Source organism: Streptomyces sp. NPDC006283, from assembly GCF_040613325.1.
Taxonomy (GTDB): domain Bacteria; phylum Actinomycetota; class Actinomycetes; order Streptomycetales; family Streptomycetaceae; genus Streptomyces.
In genome coordinates, this window is the sequence record NZ_JBEXRZ010000049.1 from 14,738 (window position 1) to 40,859 (window position 26,122).

The window sequence follows — 26,122 nt, forward strand, 5'->3', positions numbered from 1 at the left end:
CGAGCCGGGCGGCTCAGTACCAGGGCGTGCTCGCCAGGTCGTGGCCGTCGCACGACAGGATCGCGCGTGAGAGCCGCCCGTTGAGGTTGTTGGCGATTTTGGTATAGGCATAGTTGATGCCGGGGTCGACGGACTCCGAGACCCAGCCGCCGCCGTCGGCGCGCTGCGCCACGGCCACACAGCCCTGACGGGAGTTCTCGATCCGGGCGTACGAACCGCACTGACCGGAGTAGTAGTAACGCAGTGTCATACCCTCGGCGTGGCGCACGTACTTCTGGGAGAACGTCCCCGTGCATCCCCCGACGGTCGGGTACTGCCCCTCGAAGGCGTAGGCGCCGTAGTTGCCGCCCGAGTACGAGGCGGCCTGCGCGGTGAACGGGGTGACGGCCACGACGGCGGCGGCACCCGCGGCCGCCAGTACGGTCTTCATGAGTCGGCGCGACATGAACCCTCTTCTCCCATGTGTCTGCTGGTCAGGCAACACTGCTGACTGTACGGCCGTTCAGTTGCCGGCCCTCGTGCTACACGGCGGGGAACACGACAACGTGCGGTCATCGATCACGGACGCCGGTCCACCGGAGCCGGTTCCCTTGCACTCCGCCGCAGTCGGTCCGTTCCAGGAGCCGGCCGGATCCGGCCCGGCGCGCCCCCGCGCCGGTAGCCTGGCGATCATGTTTGTGATGGAACTGACCTACACCGCACCGGTCGAGCGCGTCGAACCCCTCCTGGAGGCCCATGTGGCCTGGCTGGACGCCCTCTACGAAGAGGGCGTCGTCATCGCCTCGGGCCGCAAGAAGCCACGCGACGGCGGGATCATCCTCGCCGTCGGGGACGATCGCGCGGGGATCGAGAAGATCGCGGCGACCGACCCCTTCGTCGAGGGCGCGGTGTGCACGTACCGGATCACCGAGTTCATCGCGACCAAGACCGCACCCGAACTCGCCCCGTACCGCCAGCAGTTGCCCTCCTGACGGCCGCTTGCGGCAGTCAGAACTCCAGCCGGGCCACCCGGCCCTTCTCCCCCGAGGCCCAGCAGCCGAAGTCCGGCGTGCAGTCGACGGTGTCGAACGAACCGCTGTCGACCGTGTGCCAGGTGCGCCCGCCGTCCGTCGTCAGGTCCGTCCCGGTGGGGCCGACGGCGAGTGCGGCGGACGAGCTGTGCGGCAGCCAGGCCACGCCGGAGCGGTAGGCGGGCGGCGCCGTCCTCGCCTGCCGCCAGCTGCGGCCGCCGTTCCCGGTGACGGCCGCCGCCTGCGGCGACGCCTGGTCGGCGCGGTAGTCGCCGCCGACCGCGAGACCGTGCGCACGGTCGCGGAACGCAAGCGCGAAGACGCCACGGGCCGGGTCCCCGGCCGGGATCGTCGACTCGGCGACGGTCCAGTTCAGGCCACGGTCGGCGGAGTGCAGCACGCGTGCCGTGGCGCCGCCGCCGGTGGCCAGCCACACGTCCTGGGGGCCGGAACTGACGAGGCACTGGCCGCTCGCGGCGAAGCCCGCCTCGCCGGGCAGGGCCGCCGGCATCCCGACGTTCGGCAGCACCTTCCAGGTACGGCCGCCGTCGCCGGTGGACAGGATGCGGTACTTGCCGTCCACGGGGTCGCTCATGGCCAGGCCGTGACGGCGGTCGAAGAAGGTCATGCAGTCGTAGAACGCCTTGGGTTCGGTGTTACGGAACGACTCGGTCCAGGTCGACCCGCCGTCCTCCGTGCGCAGCACCCGGGACGCCTCTCCCTCGCCGATGGCGAGGACGACCGCGCGCCGGCCGTCGAACGCCTCGACGTCACGGAACTCCAGGTCCTGTGCGCCGGGTGGTGAGACGTCGAGCCAGCTGCGGCCGCCGTCGGCCGTGCGCAGCACGGTGCCCTTGGAGCCCGCCACCCAGGCGGTCTTCCTGCTGACGGGCGCCAGGCCGCGGAACCGCACGTCGGTTCCGGTGTCCTTCAGGCTCCATCCGGCGGCGTCGCGCCGCGCCGGCCCGTCCGCCGCCTGCGCCGGCGCGGTCAGTGCGGCCGTCACCGCCGCCGCGCAGAGTCCCACCGACACCGCTCGTCTCGTCTTCCCCATGGACGTCATGGCGCTGGAAGCTAGCCCACAGGCACAGGCCCGTCCAGGGTGCGTGCGCGGCCCGCGCCCAGGGGAGACCCGTGCGCGGTGACACATGTCACTGTCCATTCCGGTGCACGGAATCAGTCATTCCGCCGTCTTCTTCTGTGCACAGGGAAACCTCCGCCACCGGGACCCCACGAGCCGCACACGAAGGAGCGGGCCTTTGTCCACCGTCATCGAGCAGGCCGTCCAGGCCCGCCTCGTCGCCTCTGCTCCCCAGATGGAGTCCGTGCCCGCGACGCTGCACTACGACCGCCGGGATCCCTTCGCCGTCCGCATCGACTTCCCCGGCCCCGCGACGCTGGAGGGCACCGACGTGTCCTGGGCGTTCTCGCGGGAGCTCCTGGCAGACGGGGTCCTCGAGCCCGCCGGCCTCGGAGACGTGCGGGTCCGGCCGTACGGTTACGACCGGACGGTCCTGGAGTTCCACGCCCCCGAGGGAATGGCGATGGTGCACATCCGCACCGGCGAGCTGCGCCGTTTCCTCGACCGCGTGGAGGAGGCGGTTCCCGAGGGGCACGAGCATCTGTATCTGGGTCTCGACCGGGACCTGGCCGAGCTGCTGCGCGACGCCGCCTGAGCTGCGGGGCGAAGCCGGCGCGGCGGTTCCACCGCGGGGGTCCGGCGCCTTCACGCGTCCAGAAGCGTGTTGAGCTCCGTGCAGTCGTAGCCGCCGGCCAGTGAGCCGTACGTCCCCTCGGTGAGCAGCTCACGGGCAGCGGCCCGTACGAGCGCGTACGCGGCCTGTGCGTGCCGGCCCCGACGCTGACGCGCGCCGCGCCGAGCCGCCCCAGTTCGGCCGCGCTCGGCGCCCCCGGGCCGGCCATCACGTTGAGCGGGGCGTCGATGCCCTTCGCGAGGGCCTTCACGGCGCGCGGGTCGACGACACCTGGTACGAAGATGGCGTCCGCGCCCGCGGCGAGGCAGGCCGCGGCCCGCTTCAGGGTCTCCTCCAGCCGGTCCCGCTCGGCGCCGATGCCCGCCGGATACACGTCGATACGGGCGTTGACGAAGAGCGGCACGCCCGCGCCGCCGGCGGCCGCCCAGACCCCAGGCGACGCCTGCCTCGTGGTGGCGATCGCGGGCGCACCGGCCCCGGCGATGATCCGGGCGCCGGCAATGTCCCAGGCGTTGGGCTGGACCAGCGGGCGCACCGTGGTGTGGAGGGAACGGAAACGGCGGGCGAGCTCGGGAAGGTTCGTCACACCGTGCATGCATCAGCGCGAGGACGGCGGGAGCCGGCAGGTTCTCGGCATCAACGTGTCTCCCGCAAGCCGGGGAGAATCCGGTGTTGACAGCCCGCCGAGCGCATTCTACAGTGTACAGTGGTTCTGTTGTCGTCGATCGGAGTAGGACGTTGCTCGTCTGAGGTCTTGAGACACCGCGCACCACCGGCTGCGGCCTGTGTGTGCATCGTGTGCGACCTCGGCGACCCATGCCGTCCACTGCCCCGACCGGGACCTCTTTCCCTCCCGGTGGCTGTCGCACCCGCCTCGGTGTCTCCACCCGTTGCCCCACCCCATACCAAGCAACCGGGAGGCCCCTATGTCTACTTCCCCCACGTATGTCACCTGCTCCGCGCTCGACTTCACCTGGCCGGACGGCACCACTGTGTTCGAGGACTTCCACCTCGCCATCGGTCCCGGACGCACTGGTCTCATCGGGCTCAACGGGTCAGGAAAATCAACCCTGTTGCGCCTGATCGCCGGTGATCTCACACCGTCCGCCGGTTCCGTCCGCACCATGGGCGAGGTCGGCTACCTGCCGCAGAACGTGGTCCTGAACACCGCTCTGCGGGTGGACGAGGTCCTGGGCATCGCGAAGACCCGTGCCGCGCTGCACGCCATCGAGGCCGGGGACCCGAGCGAGGAGAACTTCACCGCGGTCGGCGACGACTGGGACGTCGAGGAGCGCGCACACGCCACCCTCGACCAACTGGGCCTCGGGCACATCGGTCTCGACCGCACCATCGGCGAGGTCTCGGGCGGTGAGGGCGTCCTGCTGCGGCTGGCCGCACTGCTGCTGGCCAGGCCCGGCGTGCTGCTGCTCGACGAGCCGACCAACAACCTCGACCTCTTCGCGCGCCGGCGCCTCTACGACGCGGTGGCGCGCTGGTCCGGGGTGCTGGTGGTGGTCAGCCACGACCGCCAACTGCTCGAACTTGTCGACCAGATCGCCGATCTGCGCGACGGCGAGGTCGCCTGGTACGGCGGCAACTACTCGGCGTACGAGGAGGCCCTCGCGGTCGAACAGGAGGCGGCGGAAAGGATGGTGCGTGTCGCGGAGGCCGACGTGCAGCGCCAGAAGCGCGAACTCGCCGACGCCCACATCAAGTTGTCCCGCCGCAAGCGGTACGGACAGAAGATGTACGACACCAAGCGGGAGCCCAGGATCGTGATGAGGTCCCGCAAGCGCGCGGCCCAGGAGTCCGCGGGCAAGCACCGCATCATGCACACGGAGAAACTGGCGGAGGCGAAGGAGCGGCTCGACGAGGCGGTCGAGGCGGTCCGCGACGACGACGAGATCCGTATCGAACTGCCCAGCACCCAGGTGCATCCCGGACGTGGCGTACTGCGTCTGAGCGAGCTGCGGCTGCAGTACGGGGCAGAGGTGAAGGGGGAGTTCGAGGTACGCGGACCGGAGCGGATCGCACTGGTGGGACGCAACGGCGCCGGCAAGACGACGCTGCTGCGCACCATCGCCGGCGAGCTGGAACCGGTGGCGGGCGAGGCGGTGCCCGACGTACCGCTGCGTTTCCTGCCGCAGCGCCTCGACCTCCTCGACGACGAGCTGAGCGTCGTGGAGAACGTGGCCCGGTTCGCCCCGGGCGCCTCGAACAACCAGATCAGGGCGCGGCTGGCGCGATTCCTGTTCCGGGGTGCGCTGGCCGACCAGCCGGCCGGGACACTGTCGGGCGGCGAGCGTTTCCGTGCGGCTCTCGCCGCGCTGCTCCTCGCGGAACCGGCGCCGCAGTTGCTCATGCTCGACGAGCCGACGAACAACCTGGACATGGCGAGTGTGCGCAGCCTCACCGCGGCACTGGAGTCGTACCAGGGGGCGTTGATCGTGGCGAGTCACGATCCGGTGTTCCTGGAGTCGGTCGGCATCACCCGGCGACTGCTGCTCGACGGCGAGCTGCGGGACGTCTCCGCGGAAGAGCTTCGGGAGGGAGAGTTCCCGATGGGATGACAGGGACAGGAGCAGTGGCACGCGCGGCGAGGCGGCGGTCCGGCCGGAGCGGGTTTCCGCCGGCCCGGCCGCCGTCCTACGGGGGATTCCGTCGCGCGGGGGCAGCGGGTCATGATGGGCGCGACCGGACACCGACAGCGCGCGTCTGGAGAAGCCTCCGTGCCCAGCAGAAAAGCACTGATCCGCCGCCCCGGCCCTCGCCTCGCCGAGGGGCTGGTCACCCATATCGAGCGCAGTCCGGTGGATGTGGACCTGGCCCTGACGCAGTGGGAGGCCTACGCGGCGGCACTCCGCGAGCACGGCTGGGAGACGGTCGAGGTGGCACCCGCCGAGGACTGCCCGGACAGCGTCTTCGTCGAGGACACCGTGGTGATGTTCCGCAACGTCGCGCTGATCGCCCGTCCCGGGGCCGAGTCCCGCAGGCCGGAGACCACAGCGGTCGAGGAGACCCTGGCGGCGCTCGGCTGCTCGGTGAACTGGGTGTGGGAGCCGGGCACGCTCGAGGGCGGGGACGTCCTGAAGGTCGGCGACACGGTGTACGTGGGCCGCGGCGGCCGCACCAACGCCGAGGGCGTACGGCAGCTGCGTGCCGCCTTCGAACCGCTGGGGGCGCGGGTCGTGGCCGTGCCCGTCAGCAAGGTGCTCCATCTGAAGTCGGCGGTCACGGCCCTGCCCGACACGACGGTCGTCGGCTTTCCGCCGCTGGTCGACACGCCGACGGTCTTCCCCCGCCATCTACCGGTCCCGGAGGAGGCAGGGGCCCATGTCGTGCTGCTCGGCGGCGCGAAACTGCTGATGGCGGCGAGTGCGCCGAAGACGGCGGAGCTGTTCGCGGATCTCGGCTACGAGCCGGTTCCGGTCGATATTTCCGAGTTCGAGAAGCTCGAAGGGTGCGTGACCTGCCTCTCCGTTCGCCTGCGTGACCTGCATGCATAACGGCTGTTAAGCGGACATCTTTGTCGCGGGCTTGGCCGGGGGCTTATCGCGTGCTTAACCTACGGTTTCGTAACCTACGACTACGTAGGTAACTCTCCCCGTCCCCCAGGAGCACCCGTGACCGTCACTTCTCCCCACCTCGGCAGTTCGGCAGCGTGGACCGACGCCCGACTGCTGTACGCGCTGGAAGAGGTGGTCGAGACGGAACTCAACCGCCATCTCAAGGTCGCCAAGGACTGGATGCCGCACGAGTACGTGCCGTTCTCCGAGGGCCGCAACTTCCCCGGCGTCTTCGAGGACGGCGAGGCCTGGGAGCCCCAGCAGTCCAAGGTCACGGACATCGGCAAGATCGCGCTGGTGGTGAACCTGCTCACCGAGGACAACCTCCCCAGCTACCACCACGAGATCGCCACCCTCTTCGGCCGTGACGGCGCGTGGGGCACCTGGGTGCACCGCTGGACCGCCGAGGAGGGCCGGCACGGCATCGTGATGCGGGACTACCTGCTCACCTCGCGCGCGGTCGACCCGGACAAGCTCGAGCAGTTCCGGATGGCGCACATGGCGGAGGGTTTCGAGTCCGACAACCGCCACTCGATGCTCCACTCGGTTGCGTACGTCGCCTTCCAGGAGCTCGCGACCCGCGTCTCGCACCGCAACACCGGACACCAGTCGGGCGATCCCGTCTGCGACCGGATGCTGGCGCGTATCGCCACCGACGAGAACCTTCACATGGTCTTCTACCGCAACCTGCTGGGCGCGGCCTTCCAGCTCGCCCCCGACCTGACGATGCAGGCCGTGCGCGACGTGATCGTGAACTTCCGCATGCCGGGGCACGGCATGCCGGGCTTCGAGCGGGCCGCCGCGCAGATGGCGATCGGCGAGATCTACAACATGCGGATCCACCACGACGACGTCCTCCAGCCGGTGCTGCGCTTCCTGAAGGTCATGGACATCGACGGCCTCGGCCCGGAGGGGCAGAAGGCGCAGGAGGAGCTGGGTCTGTACATGGGCGGGCTCAACTCCGAGGCGACCAAGTTCGACGAGAAGCTCGCGGCCCGCAAGGCGCGGATGGCGGCGCGCGCGCAGGGCTGAGCCCTCTCCTCGAGGGACCGCCGGACGGCACCGTACGCTGTCCGGCGTGAAACCCCTGACGCGCGTCGTCCTGATCGGCGCCCCGATAGCCGTCGCCGCCTCCGTCTACTTCGGCGGAGGCGGCGAGCCGCAGCGCCCCAAGGACGACCCGAGCCTGCGCATCAGCCGGACGAACGCGGCGCCCGATCCGCTGAAGGCGGGCTCCCCCGGCGAGCAGCAGGAGCTGGACGACCGCATCGACGCGATGCCGGCGGGGCTCGCCGCCCCCGCCAAGAAGGAGCTCGCCGCCAAGCTGGTGGCCAGCGCGGAGAACTCGACGCTCGACTGGCGCGGCCAGTACGGCGCCATAGAGGACATCGGCGACGGCAACGGATACACGGCCGGGATCGTCGGCTTCTGCTCGGGCACGAACGACATGCTCCAGCTCACCGAGTACTTCACCGAGCGACACCCGGACAACCCGCTGGCCCGCTACCTCCCTGCCCTGCGCAAGGTCGACGGCAGCGACTCGCACGAGGGCCTGGGCGCCCCCTTCGAGGCGGCCTGGGCCGAAGCCGCGGAGGATCCCGCCTTCCGGGCGGCGCAGGACACGATGCGCGACCGGATCTACTTCGACCCGGCGGTGCGGCTCGCGAAGATGGACGGCCTGTCCACGCTCGGCCAGTTCATCTACTACGACGCGATGGTCCTGCACGGCCCGGGGGTAGGCCCGCAGGGCTTCTACGGCATCCGCGAGGCGGCGATGGCGAAGGCCGACACGGCCGCGGAAGGCGGCGACGAGAAGGCCTACCTGAACGCCTTCCTCGACGCCGGCCGTGCCGTGATCGGCCGGCAGCGGACCGAACAGACCAGGGACTCCTCGCGCATCGACACCGCTCAGCGGGTGTTCGTGCGGAACGGGAACATGGAGTTGGACGTCCCGCTGGAGTGGCGCGTCTACGGGGAGACCTTCCGCGTCACCTCGTGAGCCGGCGCCGTCCTGAGACGGCGGGCGGTCAGCGGGTCGTGCGCCGCCGTGCGGTCAGCGGCCGGTGCGCTTGAGGCGGTGGCGTTCCTTCTCAGAGAGGCCGCCCCAGACGCCGAATCTCTCGTCGTGCGTCAGCGCGTACTCCAGGCAGGCCACTCTGCCTTCGCACGCTCCGCACAGCTGCTTGGCCTCGCGGGTGGACGAGCCCGGGGCCGGGAAGAAGAACTCGGGGCCCGCCTGGGCGCACAAAGCGCTCTCCTGCCAGGCGAGTTCCTGCTCGGTGGTGGTGTTGATCGGCATGCGTGACACGTTGCCGCGCACGGATAAACACCCGGTCAATGAAGCATCAACGATTCCCGCCCGCGTCCGCCGGTGCCTCGTCGCGCCCCTCAGCGCTCCGACCGGAAGCTCTGCAGCACGGCGAACCGGGCGCCCGCCGGATCGCCGAGCTTGGCGAAACGGCCGACGCCTTCCAGGTCGACCGGGGCCATCCTGATGTCGGCGCCGAGCTCCTGGGCCGTGGCCACGGTGGCATCGCAGTCGGCGACGGCGAAGTAGGGCAGCCAGTAGGGCCCGCCAGCGGCCTCGAGCGGGTCGGCGCTCAGCGGTACGACACCGGCGAACATGGCCTCCTCGCCCGCGCCGCCCGGGTTGACCATGGTGTAGCTGCCGCTGCCGTCCGGCATGGGCATGGACGAGTTCTCCCACCCGAAGACGTCGCCGTAGAACTCGAGGGCCGAGTCGGGCTCGGGCGTGTAGAGCTCGAGCCAGCACAACGATCCCGGATCGTCGACGCGGTCGAGGCCCTTGTTCCGGCCAGGCTCCCAGCCGGCGAAACCGGCTCCCGCGGGGTCGAGGAAGATCACCATCCGGCCCTGGTCGAAGACCGCCATGGGCTGGAACACCACCGTGCCGCCGCGCTGTTCGACCGCCTTGACGGTGGCGTCGGCGTCCGGAGTCCGGAAGTAGACGCTCCAGCTGGGTGGGCCCTGCTCCGGGGGCACGGTCATGCCGGCCGCGACCGTCCTGCCGTCGAGCTGGAACATCCCGTAGCCGCCCGCTTCCGGCCCGGCCGACCGGAAGGTCCAGCCGAACACCCCGCCGTAGAAGGCCTTCGCCACCTCGAGGTCGGGCGTGCCGAGGTCGATCCAGTTCGGGGAGCCTGTGACATACGCGGTGGTGAGCATGGTCCCTCCAACGGGCCGGTCCCCGGAATTGACCGTGCCCAGTCTGCTCGCCGCCCCGCGCGCACGCAGCACGGCGCGCCGCGCGGCGACCACGCGGCCTTCGCCGAAGTCCGTTGCGTCCGGGCCGCGTCGTCCGGGAGGATCACGGTCATGACGACCAGAAAGGCTCATGCCGCGTAGCCGCCGGACGCTCCTTCCCTCGGCCAACGCGCCGCCGGACCGGACGACTGTCGCCCGAGTCCCCACGCACGTACACCACAGCCGAGGAGCACCACATGGAGACCCTGTCCCTCGTTCCCTACGTCCGGCTGCCGCGCGCGTACGCGCAGCGGGAGATCCTGCACAGCACCGTGGACACGTTCGGGCGTGCCCACTGGCTGCTGGGCGACCGCCCCGCCCGCGCTCCCTACGACGCGCTGGTCGTCACCGTCGACGACGGCCAGGTCCAGGAGACCCACCTCAGCGCCGTGACCGCGCGGCATCCCATGCTGGACGCTCTGCCCGACGGCGGCTTTGTCGTCGCCGATGCCCGCCGACGCGGCGACGCCGACCATGTACAGGTCTTCGGCGCGCTGGGCAGGCACTCCTGGTCCTTCGCCGTCGGTGACGCGTTGGAGCATCTGCTGACGGACGAGTCCGGGGACCTGTGGGTGGGCTACTTCGACGAGGGCGTGTTCGGTGGCGATCCGCTCAGCGAGCCCGGCCTGCGCCGCTGGTCGTCGTCGGGCGAGGCCCTGTGGGAGATGAAGCCGGCCTCCGGGATCGAGTACGTGGCGGACTGCTACGCCCTCAACGTGGACAAGGGCACTGCCTGGGCCTGCCCGTACACCGAGTGGCCGCTGCTGGAGATCCGCGAGAACGGGTCGGTGACGGTGCGTTCGACGCCGGTGGCCGGAGCCAGGGCCCTCGCGGTGCACGGCGGCGGTGCCGCCCTCTTCGGCGGGTACGAGGACGACGTCGACCGTCTCGTCCTGTGCACGCTCACCGGCACCGCCGCCGAGCCGTATGCGACCACGACCCTTGTCCGGCCGGACGGCACGGCCGTCGGCCGCCGCCGGGTCGTCGGCCGCGGTCCTCGCATCTACGTGCAGCCCGAGCCGTGCACCGCGTGGGAAGTGTGGGATTTGAGCATGCTCGGCCGAGAGGCCCTAGTGGGCATGGCCCTCGCCTGAGCCTTCCGGATGGTGCGGTTCGTAGCCCGGAATCGTGCCATCCGGCTTGGCGACGAGGAACAGCCCGGCCATGCCCATGTCGGAGTGGCTCTGGACGTGGCAGTGGTACATCCACGCCCCGGCGCCCACGTGTTCGCCCGCGATCACCTGGAAGCCGAACGAGTCCGCGGGACCCGTGATCTTGTTGTCGATGACCCTGCTGACGTCGTCGGCGCCGGCGAGCAGGCCGGTCCGGTTGTCCGCCCAACGGTGACCGTGCATATGGAAGGTGTGGTAGTACTCGCCGTGGGTGATCATGATGACTTCGACGCGATCCCCCACGGTGGCACGGAACTCGGGCGGGTCGGCGGCGGGCCGGTTGTTGATCGTCATGTCGTTGAAGACGATGGTGAACTGCTTGTCCGGGAGGATGTCGCCCTTTCTGCGCACCACCAGCGGGCCGTACAGACCCTTGCGGATGCCGCCCGTACCGTGGTCGGTGCCGACGACATGGTCGTGGTAGTGCCAATAGCCCGCGCTGCCCGGCCGCCACGTGCCGTCGGAGCGGTTGCCGGGGGTGTGCGTGCGCCAGGTGTAGGTGCGGGTGGCGCCCGGTTCGACGTGGCTGCGGCTCATCCTCGTGCCATCGTTGGCGATGTCGTAGTCGACCCCGTGGGGGTGCAGACTGACCGGCACGTCCATCAGATTCTCGAACTCGATGTGCAGGGTGTCGCCTTCGGCGAGTTCGATCAGCGGGCCGGGAATCGTCGGCTTGCCCTTCTCCAGCCCGTAGCCCATCTGTCCGTCCGCCATCTTCTCTGCGTAGAGCTTGAGATGGCGTACCTGACCGCCCGCCGGGGCAGTCTTGGGTGCGCCCTTGGCCGCAGCGGGGGCAGCATTGGAGGCGGAAGCGATCGACAACGATGTCACGCCCGTGGCGGCCGCGGCCGCGCCGCCCGCGAGCAGGCGCCGGTTGAAGCTCCGTCTGTCCATGTCGAACTCTCCAGTCGTCGGCAGAGATTGACGGGGCGCAACTGACCCCGGGGACGGCCACACGGTAGCCGGGCGCTCCTCGTTTATCCACAGCCAGGACAAAGTTCGTCGTGATGCAGTCATACCTATTGGCGAACCGCGAAAAGAGGTCTAGCTTCAACGGCTGTTGTTGTGACCAAAGAGGGGTGGGTGACCACATGCAGCGCGCACCACATCACAGGTCCGGAAATCCGAGATCCCGAACACGCCTTCTGGCTGCGGCACTTGGAGTCGGCGCCCTGACCGCTTCCCTGCTCGGGGGCGGCGGTGCCGCAAGCGCCGCGCCCTATCCGCCGGAGCCCGCGGCGACAACGTTGTCCCTGCCGTCGCCGCCGGGTGGCGCGAATGTGCGGGTGCTCGTCTTCCACGGCTCCTCCACGGCGGAGTCGCCGACCGTCGACGCCGGCATCGCCGCGATCGAGACGATCGGGCTGACCGGCCCGACAGCAGGCCGCTTCAAGACGGAGGCCACCGACGACCCGGCGGTCTTCACCAACGCCAAGCGGCTCGGCAGGTTCAACGCCGTGGTGTTCCTGACCGGCGGCGGCGATGTCCTCGACCCCGAGCAGGAGGCCGGCCTCGAGTCGTATCTGGAGGCGGGCGGCGGTTTCGTCGGCATCCATGAAGCGGCCCGCACCGAGCCGTACTCGGACTGGTTCACCGGTCTGATCGGCGCCCGGCCGACCGGGGCGCCGAGCAGCTCCCAGCGGGCCGTCGTCGAGGTCGGCGACCGCACGCATCCGGCCACGAAGTCGCTTCCCCTGCAATGGAAGCGGCCCGACAAGTGGTTCAACTGGGCGGAGAACCCCTCCGGCAAGGTGCACACCGTGGCACGGGTCAAGGAGAGCTCCTTCACCCCGGCCGCCAAGGGCAACGGCTGGGACCACCCGATCTCCTGGTGCCGGGACTACGACGGCGGCCGCTCCTTCTACACCGGCATGGGCGGCACGGTCGACAGTTACGCGGAGACGGACTTCCGCGACCATCTGCGCGGCGCGCTCGCCTGGACGACGCGGCTCTCGCAGGCCGACTGCAAGGCCACCATCGACGCCAACTACACCGCCGAACGGGTCACCCAGCCCAACCAGCCCGGCCAGAACGACCAGATCGGCGAGCCGCACGGACTGGTCACCGCCCCCGACGGGCGGGTGCTGTACATCGGGCGCGGCGGCGCCGACTCGTCCCGGCCGGTCGTGACCGACTGGAACAACCCGGACATCGGCAAGGGCCAGGGCGAGATCCACGTCTACGACCCGAAGACCAAGAAGGTCACCAAGGCGGGCGCGCTGACGGTCTTCGGCAACAAGGGCGGCGGCGACGAACTGGTCAAGAACGAGGAAGGGCTGCTCGGTATCGAGCTGGACCCCGACTTCATGACCAACGGCTGGGTGTACCTGCACTACACGCCCCATTCGGAGATCAACCGGGACACGCACATGGCCGAGCGCCGGGTTTCCCGCTTCACTCTGGACCTGGCGACCGACAAGCTCGATCTGTCCAGCGAGAAGGTGCTGCTGCACTGGCCGGTACAGATCCACAGCTGCTGCCACTCGGGCGGCGGGATGGCCTGGGACTCCGAGGAGAACCTCTACATCGCCACCGGTGACAACAACTCGTCCGGCTTCAGCGGCGGTTACTCGGGCAACAACCCGGAGCCGAACTTCAAGGGCGTCTCGTTCGCCGACGCGCGTCGCACCGCGGGCAACACCAACAACCTCAACGGCAAGATCCTGCGGATCCATCCCGAGGACGACGGCACCTACACGCTCCCCGCGGGGAACCTCTTCACGGGCGAGGAGACCGCGGAGGGCGGCGGCAAGACCCGCGGCGAGATCTATGTGATGGGCGTGCGCAACCCGGCACGCATCTTCGTCGACAAGACCACCGACATCCTCTACGCGGGCTGGGTCGGCCCGGACGCGGGTTCGCCCTCGACGACCTGGGGACCGGCCAAGTACGACACCTTCGCCGCCATCACCAAGGCGGGCAACCACGGCTGGCCGTACTGCATGGGGAACAACCAGCCCTACCGCGACCGCAACCTGCCCGACCCGAGCAAGCCGCTCGGCTGGTACGACTGCGACGCCCCGAAGAACGAGTCCCCGAACAACGACGGCCTGGTGAACCTGCCGCCCGTCACGCCCAACACCATCTGGTACTCGCCGCAGGGCGGTGGCGTGGACTACCCGCGCGACGCGAACGGTGTACCGAGCTACAAGCAGGAAGAGCAGAAGCTGCTGCTGCCGTGGCTCAAGGGCGGCGGCCAGGCCACCATGAACGGCCCGGTCTACCGCTTCGACGCCGCGAGCGACTCGGCGGTCAAGTGGCCGGCGTACTGGGACGGCAAGTGGTTCGTCGGCGACTTCTACGACGGAGACCAGCCGCGGCACGCGGTGCTCACCGATCCGAAGACCGTGGGCAAGGGCGGTCTGCCCGTGCACGCCGAATCACTGAAGAAGATCATCCCGGTGGGCTCCGGCGGTGTCCGCAACCTCATGGACTGGAAGTTCGCGCCCGACGGGTCGCTCTACGTCCTCGACTACGGGCGCGGGTTCTTCACCTCCGACTCCAACTCCGCGCTCTGGCGCGTGACCTACAAGGGCGGCGGGGCGACCCCGGCCGCGGACCAACTGGCGAGGAAGGCGGCGCAGTGACCTTCGGACACAGAACCGCGAGCTTCTGGACGGCCCTGCTGGCCGCTGTGGCGATGATTGTCGGACTGACGTCCGCGGCGGCCTACGGAAAGACCGACACCGCGCGGGCCGACGGCGGACAGACTGCCGCCGCCCAGGTCTTGACCTGGAAGGCCGGTGACGCCATCGACAAGTACCTCTCCTTCCCGACCACGGCGGTGGCGGGCCCCGCGACGATCGTCTTCGAGAACAGCACGGCCACCGGCAACACCACGGGAATGCCGCACACGCTGACGTTCTCCGTGTCGGACGTCGAGTTCAACAACGACGTCCCCCTCAACATCCTGGCCAATCCGAACGACGACATGGGCGGCAAGCACACCGCCGAGGTCAACCTCACGGAGGGCCGCTACTTCTACCACTGCACCATCCCGGGCCACGGCTCGATGCAGGGCATCCTGACCGTCACCGCGGGCAGCGGCGAGGACACCACCGCACCCGTCACGACGGCGAAGGTGGACGGCGACAAGAACGCCGACGGCGCCTACGTCGGCCAGGCCACCGTCACCCTGGCGGCCACCGACGAGGGCGCGGGCGTCGACAAGATCGAGTACGCGGTCGGCGCCGACGGCCCGTGGCAGCCGTACACGGCGCCCGTCGTCATCGACCAGGTCGGCACACACAAGATCCGCTACCGCGCGCACGACAAGGCGGGCAACGTCGAGGCGGAGAAGGCGGTCGACTTCGCCGTCGCCGCACCGCCGACGGACGACACGACCGCGCCGGAGACCTCGGCGACGGTCAGCGGCGACAAGGACGAGCAGGGCCGCTACCTGGGCATGGCCACGGTCACGGTCACCGCGTCCGACGCCGGCTCCGGTGTCAACACCATCGAGTACGCGCTCGGTGACGGCGCCTGGCAGCCGTACACCGGACCGGTGATGGTCAACGCGACGGGTACGCACAAGGTCCGCTACAAGGCGACCGACAAGGCGGGCAACGCCGCCGCGGAGAAGTCCGTCGACTTCACGGTCGTGGCACCGCCGGCCGAGGACAAGGAACCGCCGCAGACCACGGCCGGCGTCTCCGGCAAGCAGAACTCGGACGGCGCGTACATCACCAGTGCCACGGTGACCGTCGTCGCGGTGGACTCCGGCGGCTCCGGCGTCGACAGGGTCGAGTACTCGCTCGACGGCGGGCCGTACCTCGCGTACACCGAGCCCGTGCCGGTCGACCGGGTCGGTTTCCACACGGTCCTCTACCGGGCCACGGACAAGGCGGGCAACACTTCGACCGCCAAGTCCCTGTCCTTCACCGTCGTGGAGGGAGGCGGCGTCCCCGCACCCAACTGCCCCGAGTACGACGAGCGGGCGACGGTGATCGTCGGCACGGTCGACACCGGCATCCCGAACCGTATGACGAGCAGCCGCTGCACCGTCAACGAGCTGATCGAGGACGAGAAGGACTGGTCCTCGCACGCCCTGTTCCTCAAGCACGTCGACGAGGTGATCGACGCGCTGCTCGAGGAGGGGGTCATCGACGCCCGCGAGCACCGGAAGATCTACCGCGCGGCCAAGCAGTCCGGCATCGGCAAGCCGGGCCAGACCGACGGCTACCGCAAGCTCTTCGACGGCACCGAGGAGACGTTCGCCAAGTGGCAGCACGTCGGCGGCGGCAGGTTCTCGCTGAGCGCGGACGGGGCCATGACCAGCAGCACGACCGTGCCCGGCATGGGCATGCTGTGGTTCCCGCAGCGGCAGTACGGCGACTTCTCGCTGAAGCTCCAGTGGCGCGACGACGCACCGGGCTCCGGAAACGCCAACGGCGGTGTCTTCGTCCGCTTCCCGTACGTCCACGGCAACCCGGAGGAGTCCCGTCCGGAGTGGGTCGCGATCAAGTACGGCCATGAAGTCCAGGTCCTGGACCGCCCGGACGGCGACATGTACAAGTCCGGCTCGATCTACGGTTTCGACCGCGTCGGTCTCGCCGGCGCCGGAGTGACGCCGAAGGGCACCTGGAACGACTACGAGATCCGGGTGGAGGGTCAGCACTACTCGATCTTCCGCAACGGCAAGCTGATCAACGAGTTCGACAACACCGGCGGCCAGGTCTTCGAGCCCCCGCGTTCCGACGACCCGGGCACGGACGGCCGCCGGTTCGCCTCCGGCTACATCGGCCTCCAGGTCCACGGCACCACGGACGTCATCTCGTACCGCGACATCAGGATCAAGGAGCTCTAGTGCCCGTCCCGGCGAGCTTTGCCCTGTCGGGCGAACATCGCCGGTCACGGCAGTAGCTCCGACCGTCTGCTCGCACGCGAGGGCCCCCTCCTGCCCGGGAGGGGGCCCCTCGTCGTCATCGGCCCGGCCGGCCGTGGCTCACCGTGGCTCAGGTCGCGGGCTTCTTGGCGCGGCTCGGCTGGACGCGCTTCGGCTCTCCCGGCATCTTCGGGTAGTCGGGCGGGTACGGCAGATCGCCCATGCCGTGATCGCGTTCGTCCTTGCGCGACAGCTCGAGCAGGCTCTCCAGCGAGTAGGCGTGGTCGTCCATGTCGGCGTGCACGTCGCCGAGTTCGGCGAACCGGCCGGGCATCGTGGCCAGGTCGAAGTCGAGGGGTGACACGTCGTCGAGCTCCTCCCAGCGCAGCGGGGCGGAGACGGGGGCATGAGGGTGGGGGCGTACGGAGTAGGCCGAGGCGATCGTGCGGTCGCGGGCGGTCTGGTTGTAGTCCACGAAGATCCGCTCGCCGCGTTCCTCCTTCCACCACGCCGTGGTGACCCGTCCCGGCATCCGCCGCTCCAGCTCCCGGCCCACCGCGATGGCGGCGCGGCGCACCCCGGTGAACTCCCAGTCGGGCTCGATCGGCACGAAGACATGAACGCCACGGCCGCCGGACGTCTTGGGCCAGCCGCGCAGACCGTACTCGTCCAGCAGGGCCCGCAGTTCGTGGGCGGCGGCCACCGCGTCCTTGAAGTCGGTGCCCGGCTGGGGGTCGAGGTCGATGCGCAGCTCGTCGGGGTGGTCGACGGCTCCTCTGCGCACCGGCCACGGGTGGAACGGCAGCGTGCCGAGATTGGCCGCCCAGATCACGGCGGCGACCTCGTTGGGGCACATCTCGTCGGCGGTACGCCCGCTGGGGAAGGAGATGTGCGCGGTCGGGATCCAGTCGGGCAGGTACTTGGGGACGCGCTTCTGGAAGAAGGACTCACCCTCCACGCCTTCGGGGTAGCGCTCGAGCGTCGTCGGCCGGTCGCGGAGGGCCCGCACGATCCCCGGCCCGACGGCCAGGTAGTACCGCGCCACGTCCAGCTTGGTGAACCCCCGCTCCGGGAAATAGATCTTGTCCGGATTGGACACGCGTACGGTCCGCCCGCCTGCTTCCAGTTCCACCGCTGCACCCGCTGCACCCATGTGGGCCACGGTAGGCCGAGGGCGGTTATGTCGCATATCGGGCAGAATCAACGCATGGATCTGCCTGTGATGCCACCCGTGAAGCCGATGCTGGCCAAGGCCGTCAAGAAGATCCCGCCGGGGATGCAGTACGAGGCGAAGTGGGACGGCTTCCGGGCGATCGTGCACCGCGACGGTGAGGAGATGGTGATCGGCTCCCGCACCGGCAAGCCGCTCACCAGGTACTTCCCGGAGCTGGTCGTCGAACTGTCGACCAACCTGCCGGCCCGCTGCGTCGTCGATGGAGAGATCGTCATCGCCGACCAAGGGCGGCTGGACTTCGACCGGCTCACCGAGCGCATCCACCCCGCGGACTCCCGGGTGCGCATGCTCGCCGAGCGGACACCCGCGAGCTTCGTCGCCTTCGACCTCCTCGCACTCGGGGACGAGTCGCTGCTGGACGCGCCGCTCCGGGCGCGGCGGACGATGCTCACCGAGGTCCTCGCCAACGCGCGGCCGCCCGTGCACCTCGCGCCCGCGACCACCGATATGCAGGTCGCGCAGGAGTGGTTCGAGCACTACGAGGGCGCCGGCCTCGACGGGGTCGTCGCCAAGCCGCTGGACCTGCCCTACCGGCCGGACATCCGGGTGATGTACAAGGTCAAGCACGAGCGGACCGCCGATGTCGTGGTCGCCGGTTACCGGTTCCACAAGTCCGGACCGGTCGTCGGATCACTGCTGCTCGGCCTCTACGACGACTCCGGCGCGCTGCAGCACGTCGGCGTCTGCGCCGCGTTCTCGATGAAGCGGCGCGAGGAACTGGTGGAGGAGCTCGAGCCGCTGCGCATGGACGCGGTGGGCGATCACCCGTGGGCGGCCTGGACGGAGGAGAGCGCTCACGAGAGCGCCCGGCTGCCCGGTGCGCCGAGCCGCTGGTCCGGCAAGAAGGACCTGTCCTGGGTGGCGCTTCGACCCGAGCGGGTGGTCGAGGTCGCCTACGACCACATGGAGGGCGACCGCTTCCGGCACACGGCGCAGTTCCGGCGCTGGCGGCCGGACCGGGAGCCCGCCGGCTGCACGTACGCGCAGCTGGAAGAGCCCGTGAGCTACGACCTGGCCGAGGTGCTGTCGCCCTCCGGGCGCTGAGCACGGCTCGTCGCCGGGTGCCGGACCCTCGCTCTCACCGGGCGACGGGGACGGGGCGGGCGCCCCGCCCGCCGGGGAACCACGTGCCGGCGGCTACTCTCGCCCCCGGGACAGGACCGACCCGGTCGCGCGCGGCAGAGGGCCGGAACCCGCGCGTCTTCGCCTCCCGCCTCGACCGGGTCGCGGGCCGCTTTCCCGGCGGGTCCGTGGAGTCTCAGTCCTTGTAGTCGGGGGCGATCCGGTCGAGGAGGCGCAGCATGGCCGCCCATGCCAGGTCGTAGGCGCCGTCGTCCTCGAAATCGCCGGTCTCCTCCCCGGAGAGCTGCCGCGCGGTGTACTCGCACACCTCGGCCGGCGGCACGACCAGTGGCACGCCGCCCGCCTGCGCGGTGACCTGGATCTCGCACGCCTTCTCCAGGTAGTACATGCGCAGGAAGGCCTGGGCCGCGCTCTCACCGACCGTCAGCAGGCCGTGGTTGCGCAGGATCAGCGCCGGGTGGGTGCCGATGTCGGCGACGAGCCGCCGCTGCTCGTCGAGGTTGAGGGCGACGCCCTCGTAGTCGTGGTAGCCGACGCGGTTGTGGAACTCCATCGACATCTGGTTCAGCGGCAGCAGCCCGCCCTGCTGGGCGGCCACGGCGCAACCCGCCTTGGTGTGGGTGTGCAGGACGCACCGGGCGTCCTCGCGTGCCGCGTGGATGGCGCTGTGGATGACGAAGCCGGCCGGGTTGACCGGGTACGGCGCCGGTTCCACCGGATCGCCGGACAGGTCGATCTTGACGAGGTTGGAGGCGGTGATCTCCTCGAAGAGGAGCCCGTAGGGGTTGATGAGGAAGTGGTGGTCGGGGCCGGGCAGCCGCAGCGAGATGTGGGTGAAGATCAGGTCCGTCATCCGGAAGTGGGCCACCAGCCGGTAGACGGCGGCAAGTTCGCGGCGCAGCCGCAGCTCCTCGTCGGCCGTGGCGGGGGTTTCTGCTGTGGCGGCGGGGAGTACGGCGGTCATACGGCGGCTCCTTCGGCGGATGCGGCGGGGGCGGTGGGGTCGGCGGCGGCGACGGGGGCGGTGGGGTCGACGGCGGCGACGTGGGCGGTGGGGTCGACGACCGGGGTCACCGGGCGCCCGGTGCGGTGCCAGGCGATGACGTTCTCGGCCGGCTTGCACACATAGGCGCGGCGCGATGTGTCGGAGAGGTAGGCGCTGTGCGGGGACAGCCGGATGTCCGGGTGGCCGCGCAGCGGATCGCCCGGGGGCGGCGGTTCGACGGGGAAGACGTCGAGGGCGGCACCGGCGAGCCGGCCGCTGTCGAGGGCGTCCAGCAGGGCGGCGGTGTCGACGAGTTCGCCCCGGGAGACGTTGACGAGCAGGCCGCCGGGCCGGATCCGGCCGAGCAGCCGTGCGCCGGCGATGCCGTGCGTGGCGGGGGTGAGCGGTACGTGCAGGGACAGCACATCGGTGGCGGCGGCCAGTGCGTCGAGGTCGTCGTACCGCTCGACGCCCGCGGGCCAGTCGGCCTGCGCGGCGTGCGGGTCGTAGGCGGCGATCCGGCCGAAGACGGGGGCGGCGATCGTCGCGAGCCGCCGGGCGATGCGGCCGAGGCCGACCAGGCCGAGGGTCAGCTCGCTCGCGCGGCGCGGCAGGCCGCCCGCGGTGAACTCCTCGTTCCAGCCGCCCGTCCTGACGACGGCGTCGGCCTGCGGGAGGCGGCGGACCATCGACAGCGCGCAGGCGAAGGCGTGGACGGCGACGTCCTCGGTGGCCGCCGACGGCAGGTTGGCCACCCACAGGCCGCGGCGCGCGGCCTCCGCGGTGTCGATCATGTCGTAGCCGGCGGACATGGTGGCGATCATCCGCAGGCCGGGCAGGCGGTCGAGCAGCGGGGCGTCGACGCGGGCGTATCCGACGATCAGCGCGACGGCGTCCGCGGCGAGCGAGGCAATGACGTCGGGGTCGCGGCTGCCGGCGATCCGTACCTCGAAGCCGGCGTCGGCGAGCATCCGCACCCCGGGCTCCGGGTCGAGGTCCTCGGTGTCCGTGAAGACGGCCACGGGCTGCCTCATACCATCCTCCGCAGATGATTCGTCGGTTCTTGATGAGCTGAACGTACGATTCATCTTGCAGCGCTGTCCAGAGGCAGCCGAGCCGTACGCCCGTGACGCGGGTCACCTTCGGGCCGGCCCGGGCGGCGGGTGCCCGAGAATGTCAGCGGACCCCGGCTCGCACGGCAGCCGGGGCCGCCGAACACGAGGGGATCAACCCAGGTGGATCTGGACCGCATCGACCTGGCCGTCGTCCGTGAACTGCAGAACGACGGCCGCCTCACCTACGAGACGCTGGCGCAGCGCGTGGGTCTGTCCCGGCCGGCGACCCGGGCCCGCGCACAGCGACTGCTCGACTCCGGGGCGGTCCGGGTCGTCGCCGTCGTCCACCCGGTGATCCGCGGACTGACGGCGTCCGCGCACCTGTCGATCGACACGCACGGCCCGGCGGAACCGGTGGCACGGGCGATCGCGGCCATGCCGCAGGCCCCTTTCGTCACGCTCACCGCCGGGCAGCGGGCCGTCATGGCCGAGCTGCGCACGGACGGCTTCGACGCCCTGGACCGGGCGATCGAGCGGGTGCGGTCGCTGCCCGGCGTCTCCACCGTGGAGCCGCTGATCAGCGTCCGGCACATGAAGGACCCCTATCTCCTCGCCGAGAACCCGAGCGTGCACGAGCTGGACGACACGGACCGGAAGATCCTGGACGAGCTGGAGCAGGACGGCCGCCTGCCGTTCGCCGATCTGGCCGAGCGGGTCGGCCTGTCGCCGGGCGCCACCAGGTCGCGCACCCTGCGCCTGCTGGAGGACGGCGTCGCGAAGGTACTCGCCCTGGTCCGGCCCGAGCTGCTGGGCCTCGGCTACCTCTGCGGTTTCGCGGTGCGCGTCGACGGGGAGCGCGAGCCGGTCGCCGCCACCCTCGCCGGCTGGGACCGGGTGTCGTTCCTGTCGGCGTGCGTCGGCCGCGCCGAACTCGTCGGCACGATCAGCGCGGAGTCGCTCGGCGCGGTTCGCGCCACCCTCGACGACATGCGGGCTTGCACGGGGGTGCGCGGCGTGGAGAGCTGGGTGCACCTGGAGCTGATCAAGGAGCGCTACGACATGGGATCAACGAACGGTACGGCCGCACCGTGAACGGACCGTTCGACACCTCACGGCATCCCGTAACGGACGATCCGTAAGCGAGAGAGCCCAGAACTTCCGAAGATTGATTCTCGCCACCCCCTGGCCAACTTGTCGTTCGTTATCTATCGTCCAGACGAACGAATCAGCCGTTGAGTGTCGCGTTCGTCGACCCCGGCGTTCCCCTTGGCCGAAAGCAGGACCCTCATGCACCACCCTCCCGCCGATCTCCGTGCCGATCGCACCCTGCTGGTGACCGGTGCCGCCGTGGCGGCGGCCGGCACGGCCGCACGCGCCGAGGCCGTCGCCGTACGCGGCGACCGCATCGTGCACGTCGGCACCGCCGACGACGCCCGCGCGGCCCTCGGCGGCCGGGCCGACGAGACGCTGGAGCTCGACGGCGGCCTGGTCCACCCCGGTTTCGTCGACGCCCACTGCCACCCGGTGATGTACGGGCAGGCCTTGGCCTGGGTCGACTGCCGCCCCGAGCGCGTCCCCGACATCGACACCCTGGTCACCGTGCTGTCCGAAGCCGCCCGCGAGCTGCCCGCCGGCGTGCCCGTACGCGGCTTCGGGTACGAGCACCGCCGCCTCGCGGAGCGCCGCCACCCCACCTGCCACGACCTCGACCGGATCGCCACCGACCGCGAGGTGTACGTGATGAACGCCTCCGGCCACGGCGGTGTCGTCAACACCCACACGCTGCGCGCGTGCGGCATCACCGCGGGCACGCCCGACCCGGACGGCGGCTCCATCGGCCGCTTCGAGAGCGGTGAGCCCGACGGGCAGCTGTGGGACGCGGCCTGCGACCGGCTCACCGGCCCCGGCGGAGTGAAGATCGGCAACCACGGCCCGAACTTCCACCTCTCCGAGCCGGACGACATCATGGCCGACCACCTGCTGCGTGCCCAGGAGACCTTCCTCGCCGCCGGTGTGACCACGGTCGGCGACGCCCAGGCCTCGCGCCGCGAGATGGAGACGTATCTGCGGGCCCGCGAGAGCGGTGCGCTGCGGATGCGCGTCTCGGCGTACCTCACCTCCGCCCTCCTCGACACCGCCCTCGACCTCGGCGTCGTCCACGGCTTCGGCGACGACCTCTTCCGCGTACAGGGCGTGAAGTTCTACGCGGACGGCACGCTCGGCGGCTGGACGGCCTACTTCCCCGAGGGCTACGCGGCCGACTGCTGCCACCACGGGCAGCTCTACCACTCGGCCGAGGAGTACGCCGAAATCGTGCGCCGCGCCCATGCCGCCGGACTGCAGACGGCGACGCACGCCCAGTCGCCGTTCGCCATCGGCATGGTGCTCGACGCCGTCGAGAAGGCGCAGGCGGACGTCCCGCGCGCCGACATGCGCCACCGCATCGAGCACTGCGGGCTGCCCACCGACGAGCAGATCACCCGCATGGCCGGCCTCGGCGTCGTACCGGTCATGCAGCCGCAGCACCACCTGCGCACCGGCGACGGCACAATCACCGCGATCGGCGACCGCGGCCACCGCTACAACCCCGCCGGGCTCTGCCTGCCGGCCGGTGTCCCCGTGGTCTTCTCCTCGGACGCGCCGGTCGCACCGCCCGCGCCGCTGGAGGCCGTGTCCGCCGCCGCGACCCGGCGCACCGTCCTCGGCACCGTGCTCGGCGACACGTCGCTGCGGCTGCCGGTGGCCGACGGACTGCACGCCCACACCGCCGCCGCGGCGAGCGCCCTGCACCGGGAGCATTCGGTGGGTTCGCTCGCGCCCGGCATGCTCGCCGACTTCGTGGTCCTCGACTCCGACCCGCTGGACGGCGATCCGTCCGAGCTCGCGTCGATCGGCGTACGTGAGACCTGGATCGGCGGGTCACGCGCCTGGGCCGCCCCCGGTCGCTGAGACCCCGTCCGCCGCCCCTCCCCCGAACCTCGTCCCCGCTCCCCGCTCCCCGCTCCCCGCTCCCCGCTCCCCGCTCCTGCCGGAGGCTCCCGTGTCCCAGCCAGCCAAGCCAGCGAAGCAGCAGAACCCGCTGAGAGCCGCCTTCGCCGCACTCGCCGGAACGTCCATCGAGTGGTACGACTTCTACGCTTTCGCCACCGCCGCGGCCATCGTCTTCGACGACGTCTTCTTCCCGGCGGACATGCCGCCCCTGCTCAAGACCCTGTCCGCGTTCGGCACGTTCGCCGTCGGCTTCCTCCTCCGCCCGCTCGGCGGCATCGTCTTCGGGCACATAGGCGACCGCGTCGGCCGCAAGAAGACCCTCGTCATCACCCTCCTCATGATGGGTGTCGCGTCGTTCGCGATCGGCCTGCTGCCCACCTACGCGCAGGTCGGCGCGCTCGCGCCGGCGCTGCTGATCATCCTCCGGCTCATCCAGGGCATCGCCATCGGCGGCGAATGGGGCGGCGCGGTGCTGGTCGCCGTCGAGAACGCACCGAAGGGCCGGGCGACGTTCTTCGGCTCCTTCGCCCAGCTGGGCTCCTCGGTCGGCGCACTGCTGTCGACCGGCGCGTTCTCCCTGATGCACCTGTGGGGTGACGAGGCGTTCAGGACCTGGGGCTGGCGTGTGCCGTTCCTCGCGTCCGCCGTGCTCGTCGTCATCGGCCTCGTCATCCGACTGAAGCTGGAAGAGGCGCCGGTCATGGACGAGATCCGTGCCCAGCGGACGGAGCAGGACAAGCTCCCGGTCGTCGAGGTGTTCCAGACCTCCTGGCGCACCGTCCTCGTGGGCGTCTTCGCCCTGGCGACGGCCACCGGCGGGTACTACGTCGTCACCAGCTACTTGCTGACGTACGGCACCGGCGAGCTGGGCCTGTCCGAGGCCATGCTGCTGGGCGGACTGACCCTGGCCGCCTTCTTGGAACTCGCCGTCACTCCCGGCCTGTCCTGGCTGGGCGACCGGGTCGGCGCGCACAAGGTCGTGATCGCCGGTCTGATCGGTGTCGTCGTCCTCTCCGTACCGCAGTTCCTCGTGATGGGCACGGGCAGCGTCTTCCTGATCTACGCGATGATGCTGGCGATGCGGTTCACGATGTCGGCGCTGTACGGGCCGATCGCCGCGATCCTCGCCGAGGGCTTCGCGCCCCGGGTCCGCTACACCGGGATCTCGCTCTCCTACCAGATCTGCAACATGATCTTCGGCGGGTTCGCACCGCTGGCGGCGGTGTCGCTGACGGCGCTGGCCGGAGGCCACTACTGGCCGGCCGCCGCACTGCTGATGCTGATCTCGGCGATCGGCATCTGGTGCACGGCGCTCCTGCGCCGGATGCGGGACACCCACCCGGCATCACCGGCGTCCGACAGGGCCGCGGTGCCGGCCGCAGTCTGACAGGGCGACGCGCGGGGCGCGTGGCATCGGCCGGCATACGGCGTGCGGTCTGCGGCTTTCTGCCGCAGACCGCACGCGCCCCTTCCGGTGAGTCTGCGTGCCCCGCTCGCCGGCTCTTCGTCTCATGGACACCGCAGACCCCGGTCGCGGATTGAGCAAAACGCTCATGACGAGTCCGACGGTGCGCTGCGGATGATTCGGGCAGTGACGGCGCCGTCCTGCAGACCTCGATCGGCGAGCATCTCGCCGTACTCGCCGCTTTTGATCAATGCGTCGAGCGCTTTCATGATCGCGTCGCATAGCGTGGGTTAAAGCTGTTGACAGCCATGACGAGGGGACGTCCTCGGTCAGATCAGCTTTCGATAGATGGAACTTTCCATCGGAGTTCCGCGCTGTGTGGACGGCCCATGGAAGGCTTGTGACGAACGCGCCCAAGTTGCCGTTTTTCAAGGCCGGCTCGATCGGGTCAAGTTTCTGCTCGTCTTCATCGGAAAACTCGCCCAGGGCCACATCGAAGAGTCTTGTGTCATCTCGGTTCAGGACCCCGTCGATCATCTGGCTTGGAGTCGAAATGCCGACGATCTCTACTTTCAGGCCGAGTTGGTCACCGAGTGCGCGGGCCAGGTCGGGGTCGAGTCCGGAGGAGCTGCGTCGAGCGGAGGAGATTCCAGCGTCCGTCAGCCGGCAAGCCGGAGCCCCGGACCGGACGACGCCCTCCGCCCGCACTCGGCACCGTGCAGGCGGCCGAACTCCTCTCCACTGCCGGTGTGTTGCGTGCGGGCGAGGATGCGAAGGGTGGATGCGGCGAGCCGGGTGGAGACCGGGAGCGCCATGCG

Annotated in this window: 22 protein-coding genes and 1 pseudogene; 13 read left to right on the forward strand and 10 right to left on the reverse strand. The window is 70.3% G+C overall.

Annotation, left to right across the window (positions count from 1 at the left end):
- Positions 1-13 precede the first annotated feature (13 nt).
- Positions 14-445: a hypothetical protein gene (locus ABZ070_RS13355; protein WP_356633134.1), complete on the reverse strand. Its 432-nt coding sequence runs from the start codon at positions 443-445 to the stop codon at positions 14-16.
- A 226-nt stretch (positions 446-671) separates the two neighbouring features.
- Between ABZ070_RS13355 and ABZ070_RS13360 the strand changes: the two genes are divergently transcribed.
- Positions 672-971: a YciI family protein gene (locus ABZ070_RS13360; protein ID WP_356633136.1), complete on the forward strand. Its 300-nt coding sequence runs from the start codon at positions 672-674 to the stop codon at positions 969-971.
- A gap of 16 nt (positions 972-987) precedes the next feature.
- On the opposite strand, the gene ABZ070_RS13365 is transcribed toward ABZ070_RS13360, so the two are convergent.
- Entirely contained in the window at positions 988-2,073 is a 1,086-nt protein-coding gene (locus ABZ070_RS13365; RefSeq protein ID WP_356633138.1) for an oxidoreductase, read from the reverse strand.
- 196 nt (positions 2,074-2,269) lie between these two features.
- Between ABZ070_RS13365 and ABZ070_RS13370 the strand changes: the two genes are divergently transcribed.
- Positions 2,270-2,686, forward strand: a complete 417-nt coding sequence (locus tag ABZ070_RS13370) for an SsgA family sporulation/cell division regulator (protein WP_356633140.1) — start codon at positions 2,270-2,272, stop codon at positions 2,684-2,686.
- 50 nt (positions 2,687-2,736) lie between these two features.
- Here ABZ070_RS13370 and ABZ070_RS13375 read toward each other — a convergent pair.
- Positions 2,737-3,320, reverse strand: a pseudogene (locus tag ABZ070_RS13375) (isocitrate lyase/phosphoenolpyruvate mutase family protein).
- 331 nt (positions 3,321-3,651) lie between these two features.
- Between ABZ070_RS13375 and ABZ070_RS13380 the strand changes: the two are divergent.
- The 4 genes from ABZ070_RS13380 (at position 3,652) to ABZ070_RS13395 (ending at position 8,290) form a co-directional block, all read left to right on the forward strand.
- Positions 3,652-5,295: an ABC-F family ATP-binding cassette domain-containing protein gene (locus ABZ070_RS13380; RefSeq protein WP_356633142.1), complete on the forward strand. Its 1,644-nt coding sequence runs from the start codon at positions 3,652-3,654 to the stop codon at positions 5,293-5,295.
- Positions 5,296-5,454: 159 nt separating this feature from the next.
- Positions 5,455-6,231 carry a dimethylargininase gene (gene ddaH / locus ABZ070_RS13385; RefSeq protein WP_356633144.1) on the forward strand — a complete coding sequence of 259 codons (777 nt, stop codon included), beginning with the start codon at positions 5,455-5,457 and terminating at the stop codon, positions 6,229-6,231.
- Positions 6,232-6,348: 117 nt separating this feature from the next.
- The gene (locus tag ABZ070_RS13390) at positions 6,349-7,323 is read left to right on the forward strand and encodes an acyl-ACP desaturase (RefSeq protein WP_356633146.1); all 975 of its coding nucleotides are present in this window, start codon (positions 6,349-6,351) and stop codon (positions 7,321-7,323) included.
- A gap of 55 nt (positions 7,324-7,378) precedes the next feature.
- On the forward strand, positions 7,379-8,290 hold the full coding sequence (locus ABZ070_RS13395; RefSeq protein ID WP_356633174.1) for a chitosanase: 912 nt from the start codon (positions 7,379-7,381) through the stop codon (positions 8,288-8,290).
- A gap of 54 nt (positions 8,291-8,344) precedes the next feature.
- Here ABZ070_RS13395 and ABZ070_RS13400 read toward each other — a convergent pair whose 3' ends face one another.
- Positions 8,345-8,590 (reverse strand): WhiB family transcriptional regulator, encoded by a 246-nt coding sequence (locus ABZ070_RS13400; RefSeq protein WP_356633148.1) that lies wholly within the window; start codon positions 8,588-8,590, stop codon positions 8,345-8,347.
- Positions 8,591-8,679: 89 nt separating this feature from the next.
- Positions 8,680-9,477 carry a VOC family protein gene (locus ABZ070_RS13405; protein ID WP_356633150.1) on the reverse strand — a complete coding sequence of 266 codons (798 nt, stop codon included), beginning with the start codon at positions 9,475-9,477 and terminating at the stop codon, positions 8,680-8,682.
- A 275-nt stretch (positions 9,478-9,752) separates the two neighbouring features.
- On the opposite strand from ABZ070_RS13405, the gene ABZ070_RS13410 reads away from it, so the two are divergent.
- Positions 9,753-10,649 (forward strand): hypothetical protein, encoded by an 897-nt coding sequence (locus tag ABZ070_RS13410; protein WP_356633152.1) that lies wholly within the window; start codon positions 9,753-9,755, stop codon positions 10,647-10,649.
- Here ABZ070_RS13410 and ABZ070_RS13415 read toward each other — a convergent pair.
- The gene (locus ABZ070_RS13415; RefSeq protein ID WP_356633154.1) at positions 10,626-11,621 is read right to left on the reverse strand and encodes a multicopper oxidase domain-containing protein; all 996 of its coding nucleotides are present in this window, start codon (positions 11,619-11,621) and stop codon (positions 10,626-10,628) included. The two genes, ABZ070_RS13410 and ABZ070_RS13415, sit on opposite strands and share 24 nt — an antisense overlap.
- A 197-nt stretch (positions 11,622-11,818) precedes the next feature.
- Between ABZ070_RS13415 and ABZ070_RS13420 the strand changes: the two genes are divergently transcribed.
- On the forward strand, positions 11,819-14,314 hold the full coding sequence (locus ABZ070_RS13420) for a ThuA domain-containing protein (protein ID WP_356633156.1): 2,496 nt from the start codon (positions 11,819-11,821) through the stop codon (positions 14,312-14,314).
- Between the two features lie 53 nt (positions 14,315-14,367).
- Positions 14,368-16,533: a family 16 glycoside hydrolase gene (locus ABZ070_RS13425; protein ID WP_356633176.1), complete on the forward strand. Its 2,166-nt coding sequence runs from the start codon at positions 14,368-14,370 to the stop codon at positions 16,531-16,533.
- 148 nt (positions 16,534-16,681) lie between these two features.
- Here the strand turns inward: ABZ070_RS13425 and ligD are convergent, their stop codons facing one another.
- Positions 16,682-17,704 carry a non-homologous end-joining DNA ligase gene (ligD, locus tag ABZ070_RS13430; protein WP_356633158.1) on the reverse strand — a complete coding sequence of 341 codons (1,023 nt, stop codon included), beginning with the start codon at positions 17,702-17,704 and terminating at the stop codon, positions 16,682-16,684.
- A 54-nt stretch (positions 17,705-17,758) separates the two neighbouring features.
- Here ligD and ABZ070_RS13435 point away from each other — a divergent pair, with 54 nt between their 5' ends.
- Positions 17,759-18,829, forward strand: coding sequence for an ATP-dependent DNA ligase (locus tag ABZ070_RS13435; RefSeq protein WP_356633160.1), 1,071 nt, complete (start codon positions 17,759-17,761; stop codon positions 18,827-18,829).
- A 214-nt stretch (positions 18,830-19,043) separates the two neighbouring features.
- Here ABZ070_RS13435 and ABZ070_RS13440 read toward each other — a convergent pair whose 3' ends face one another.
- Together ABZ070_RS13440 and ABZ070_RS13445 are read right to left on the reverse strand one after the other, a co-directional pair.
- A complete protein-coding gene (locus ABZ070_RS13440) occupies positions 19,044-19,832 on the reverse strand; it encodes a class II aldolase/adducin family protein (protein WP_356633162.1) in 789 nt (262 codons plus the stop codon).
- Positions 19,829-20,887 carry a C-terminal binding protein gene (locus ABZ070_RS13445; RefSeq protein WP_356633164.1) on the reverse strand — a complete coding sequence of 353 codons (1,059 nt, stop codon included), beginning with the start codon at positions 20,885-20,887 and terminating at the stop codon, positions 19,829-19,831. Before ABZ070_RS13445 ends, ABZ070_RS13440 begins: the two co-directional genes overlap by 4 nt.
- Positions 20,888-21,088: 201 nt before the next feature.
- Between ABZ070_RS13445 and ABZ070_RS13450 the strand changes: the two genes are divergently transcribed.
- The 3 genes from ABZ070_RS13450 (at position 21,089) to ABZ070_RS13460 (ending at position 25,286) form a co-directional block, all read left to right on the forward strand.
- A complete protein-coding gene (locus ABZ070_RS13450; RefSeq protein ID WP_356633166.1) occupies positions 21,089-22,000 on the forward strand; it encodes an Lrp/AsnC family transcriptional regulator in 912 nt (303 codons plus the stop codon).
- Between the two features lie 195 nt (positions 22,001-22,195).
- Positions 22,196-23,857 carry an amidohydrolase gene (locus ABZ070_RS13455; protein WP_356633168.1) on the forward strand — a complete coding sequence of 554 codons (1,662 nt, stop codon included), beginning with the start codon at positions 22,196-22,198 and terminating at the stop codon, positions 23,855-23,857.
- A 91-nt stretch (positions 23,858-23,948) separates the two neighbouring features.
- Complete coding sequence (locus tag ABZ070_RS13460; protein ID WP_356633170.1) at positions 23,949-25,286, forward strand: MFS transporter; 1,338 nt, start codon at positions 23,949-23,951, stop codon at positions 25,284-25,286.
- A 164-nt stretch (positions 25,287-25,450) separates the two neighbouring features.
- Here ABZ070_RS13460 and ABZ070_RS13465 read toward each other — a convergent pair whose 3' ends face one another.
- The gene (locus ABZ070_RS13465) at positions 25,451-25,573 is read right to left on the reverse strand and encodes a hypothetical protein (protein ID WP_356633172.1); all 123 of its coding nucleotides are present in this window, start codon (positions 25,571-25,573) and stop codon (positions 25,451-25,453) included.
- Positions 25,574-26,122: the final 549 nt, after the last annotated feature.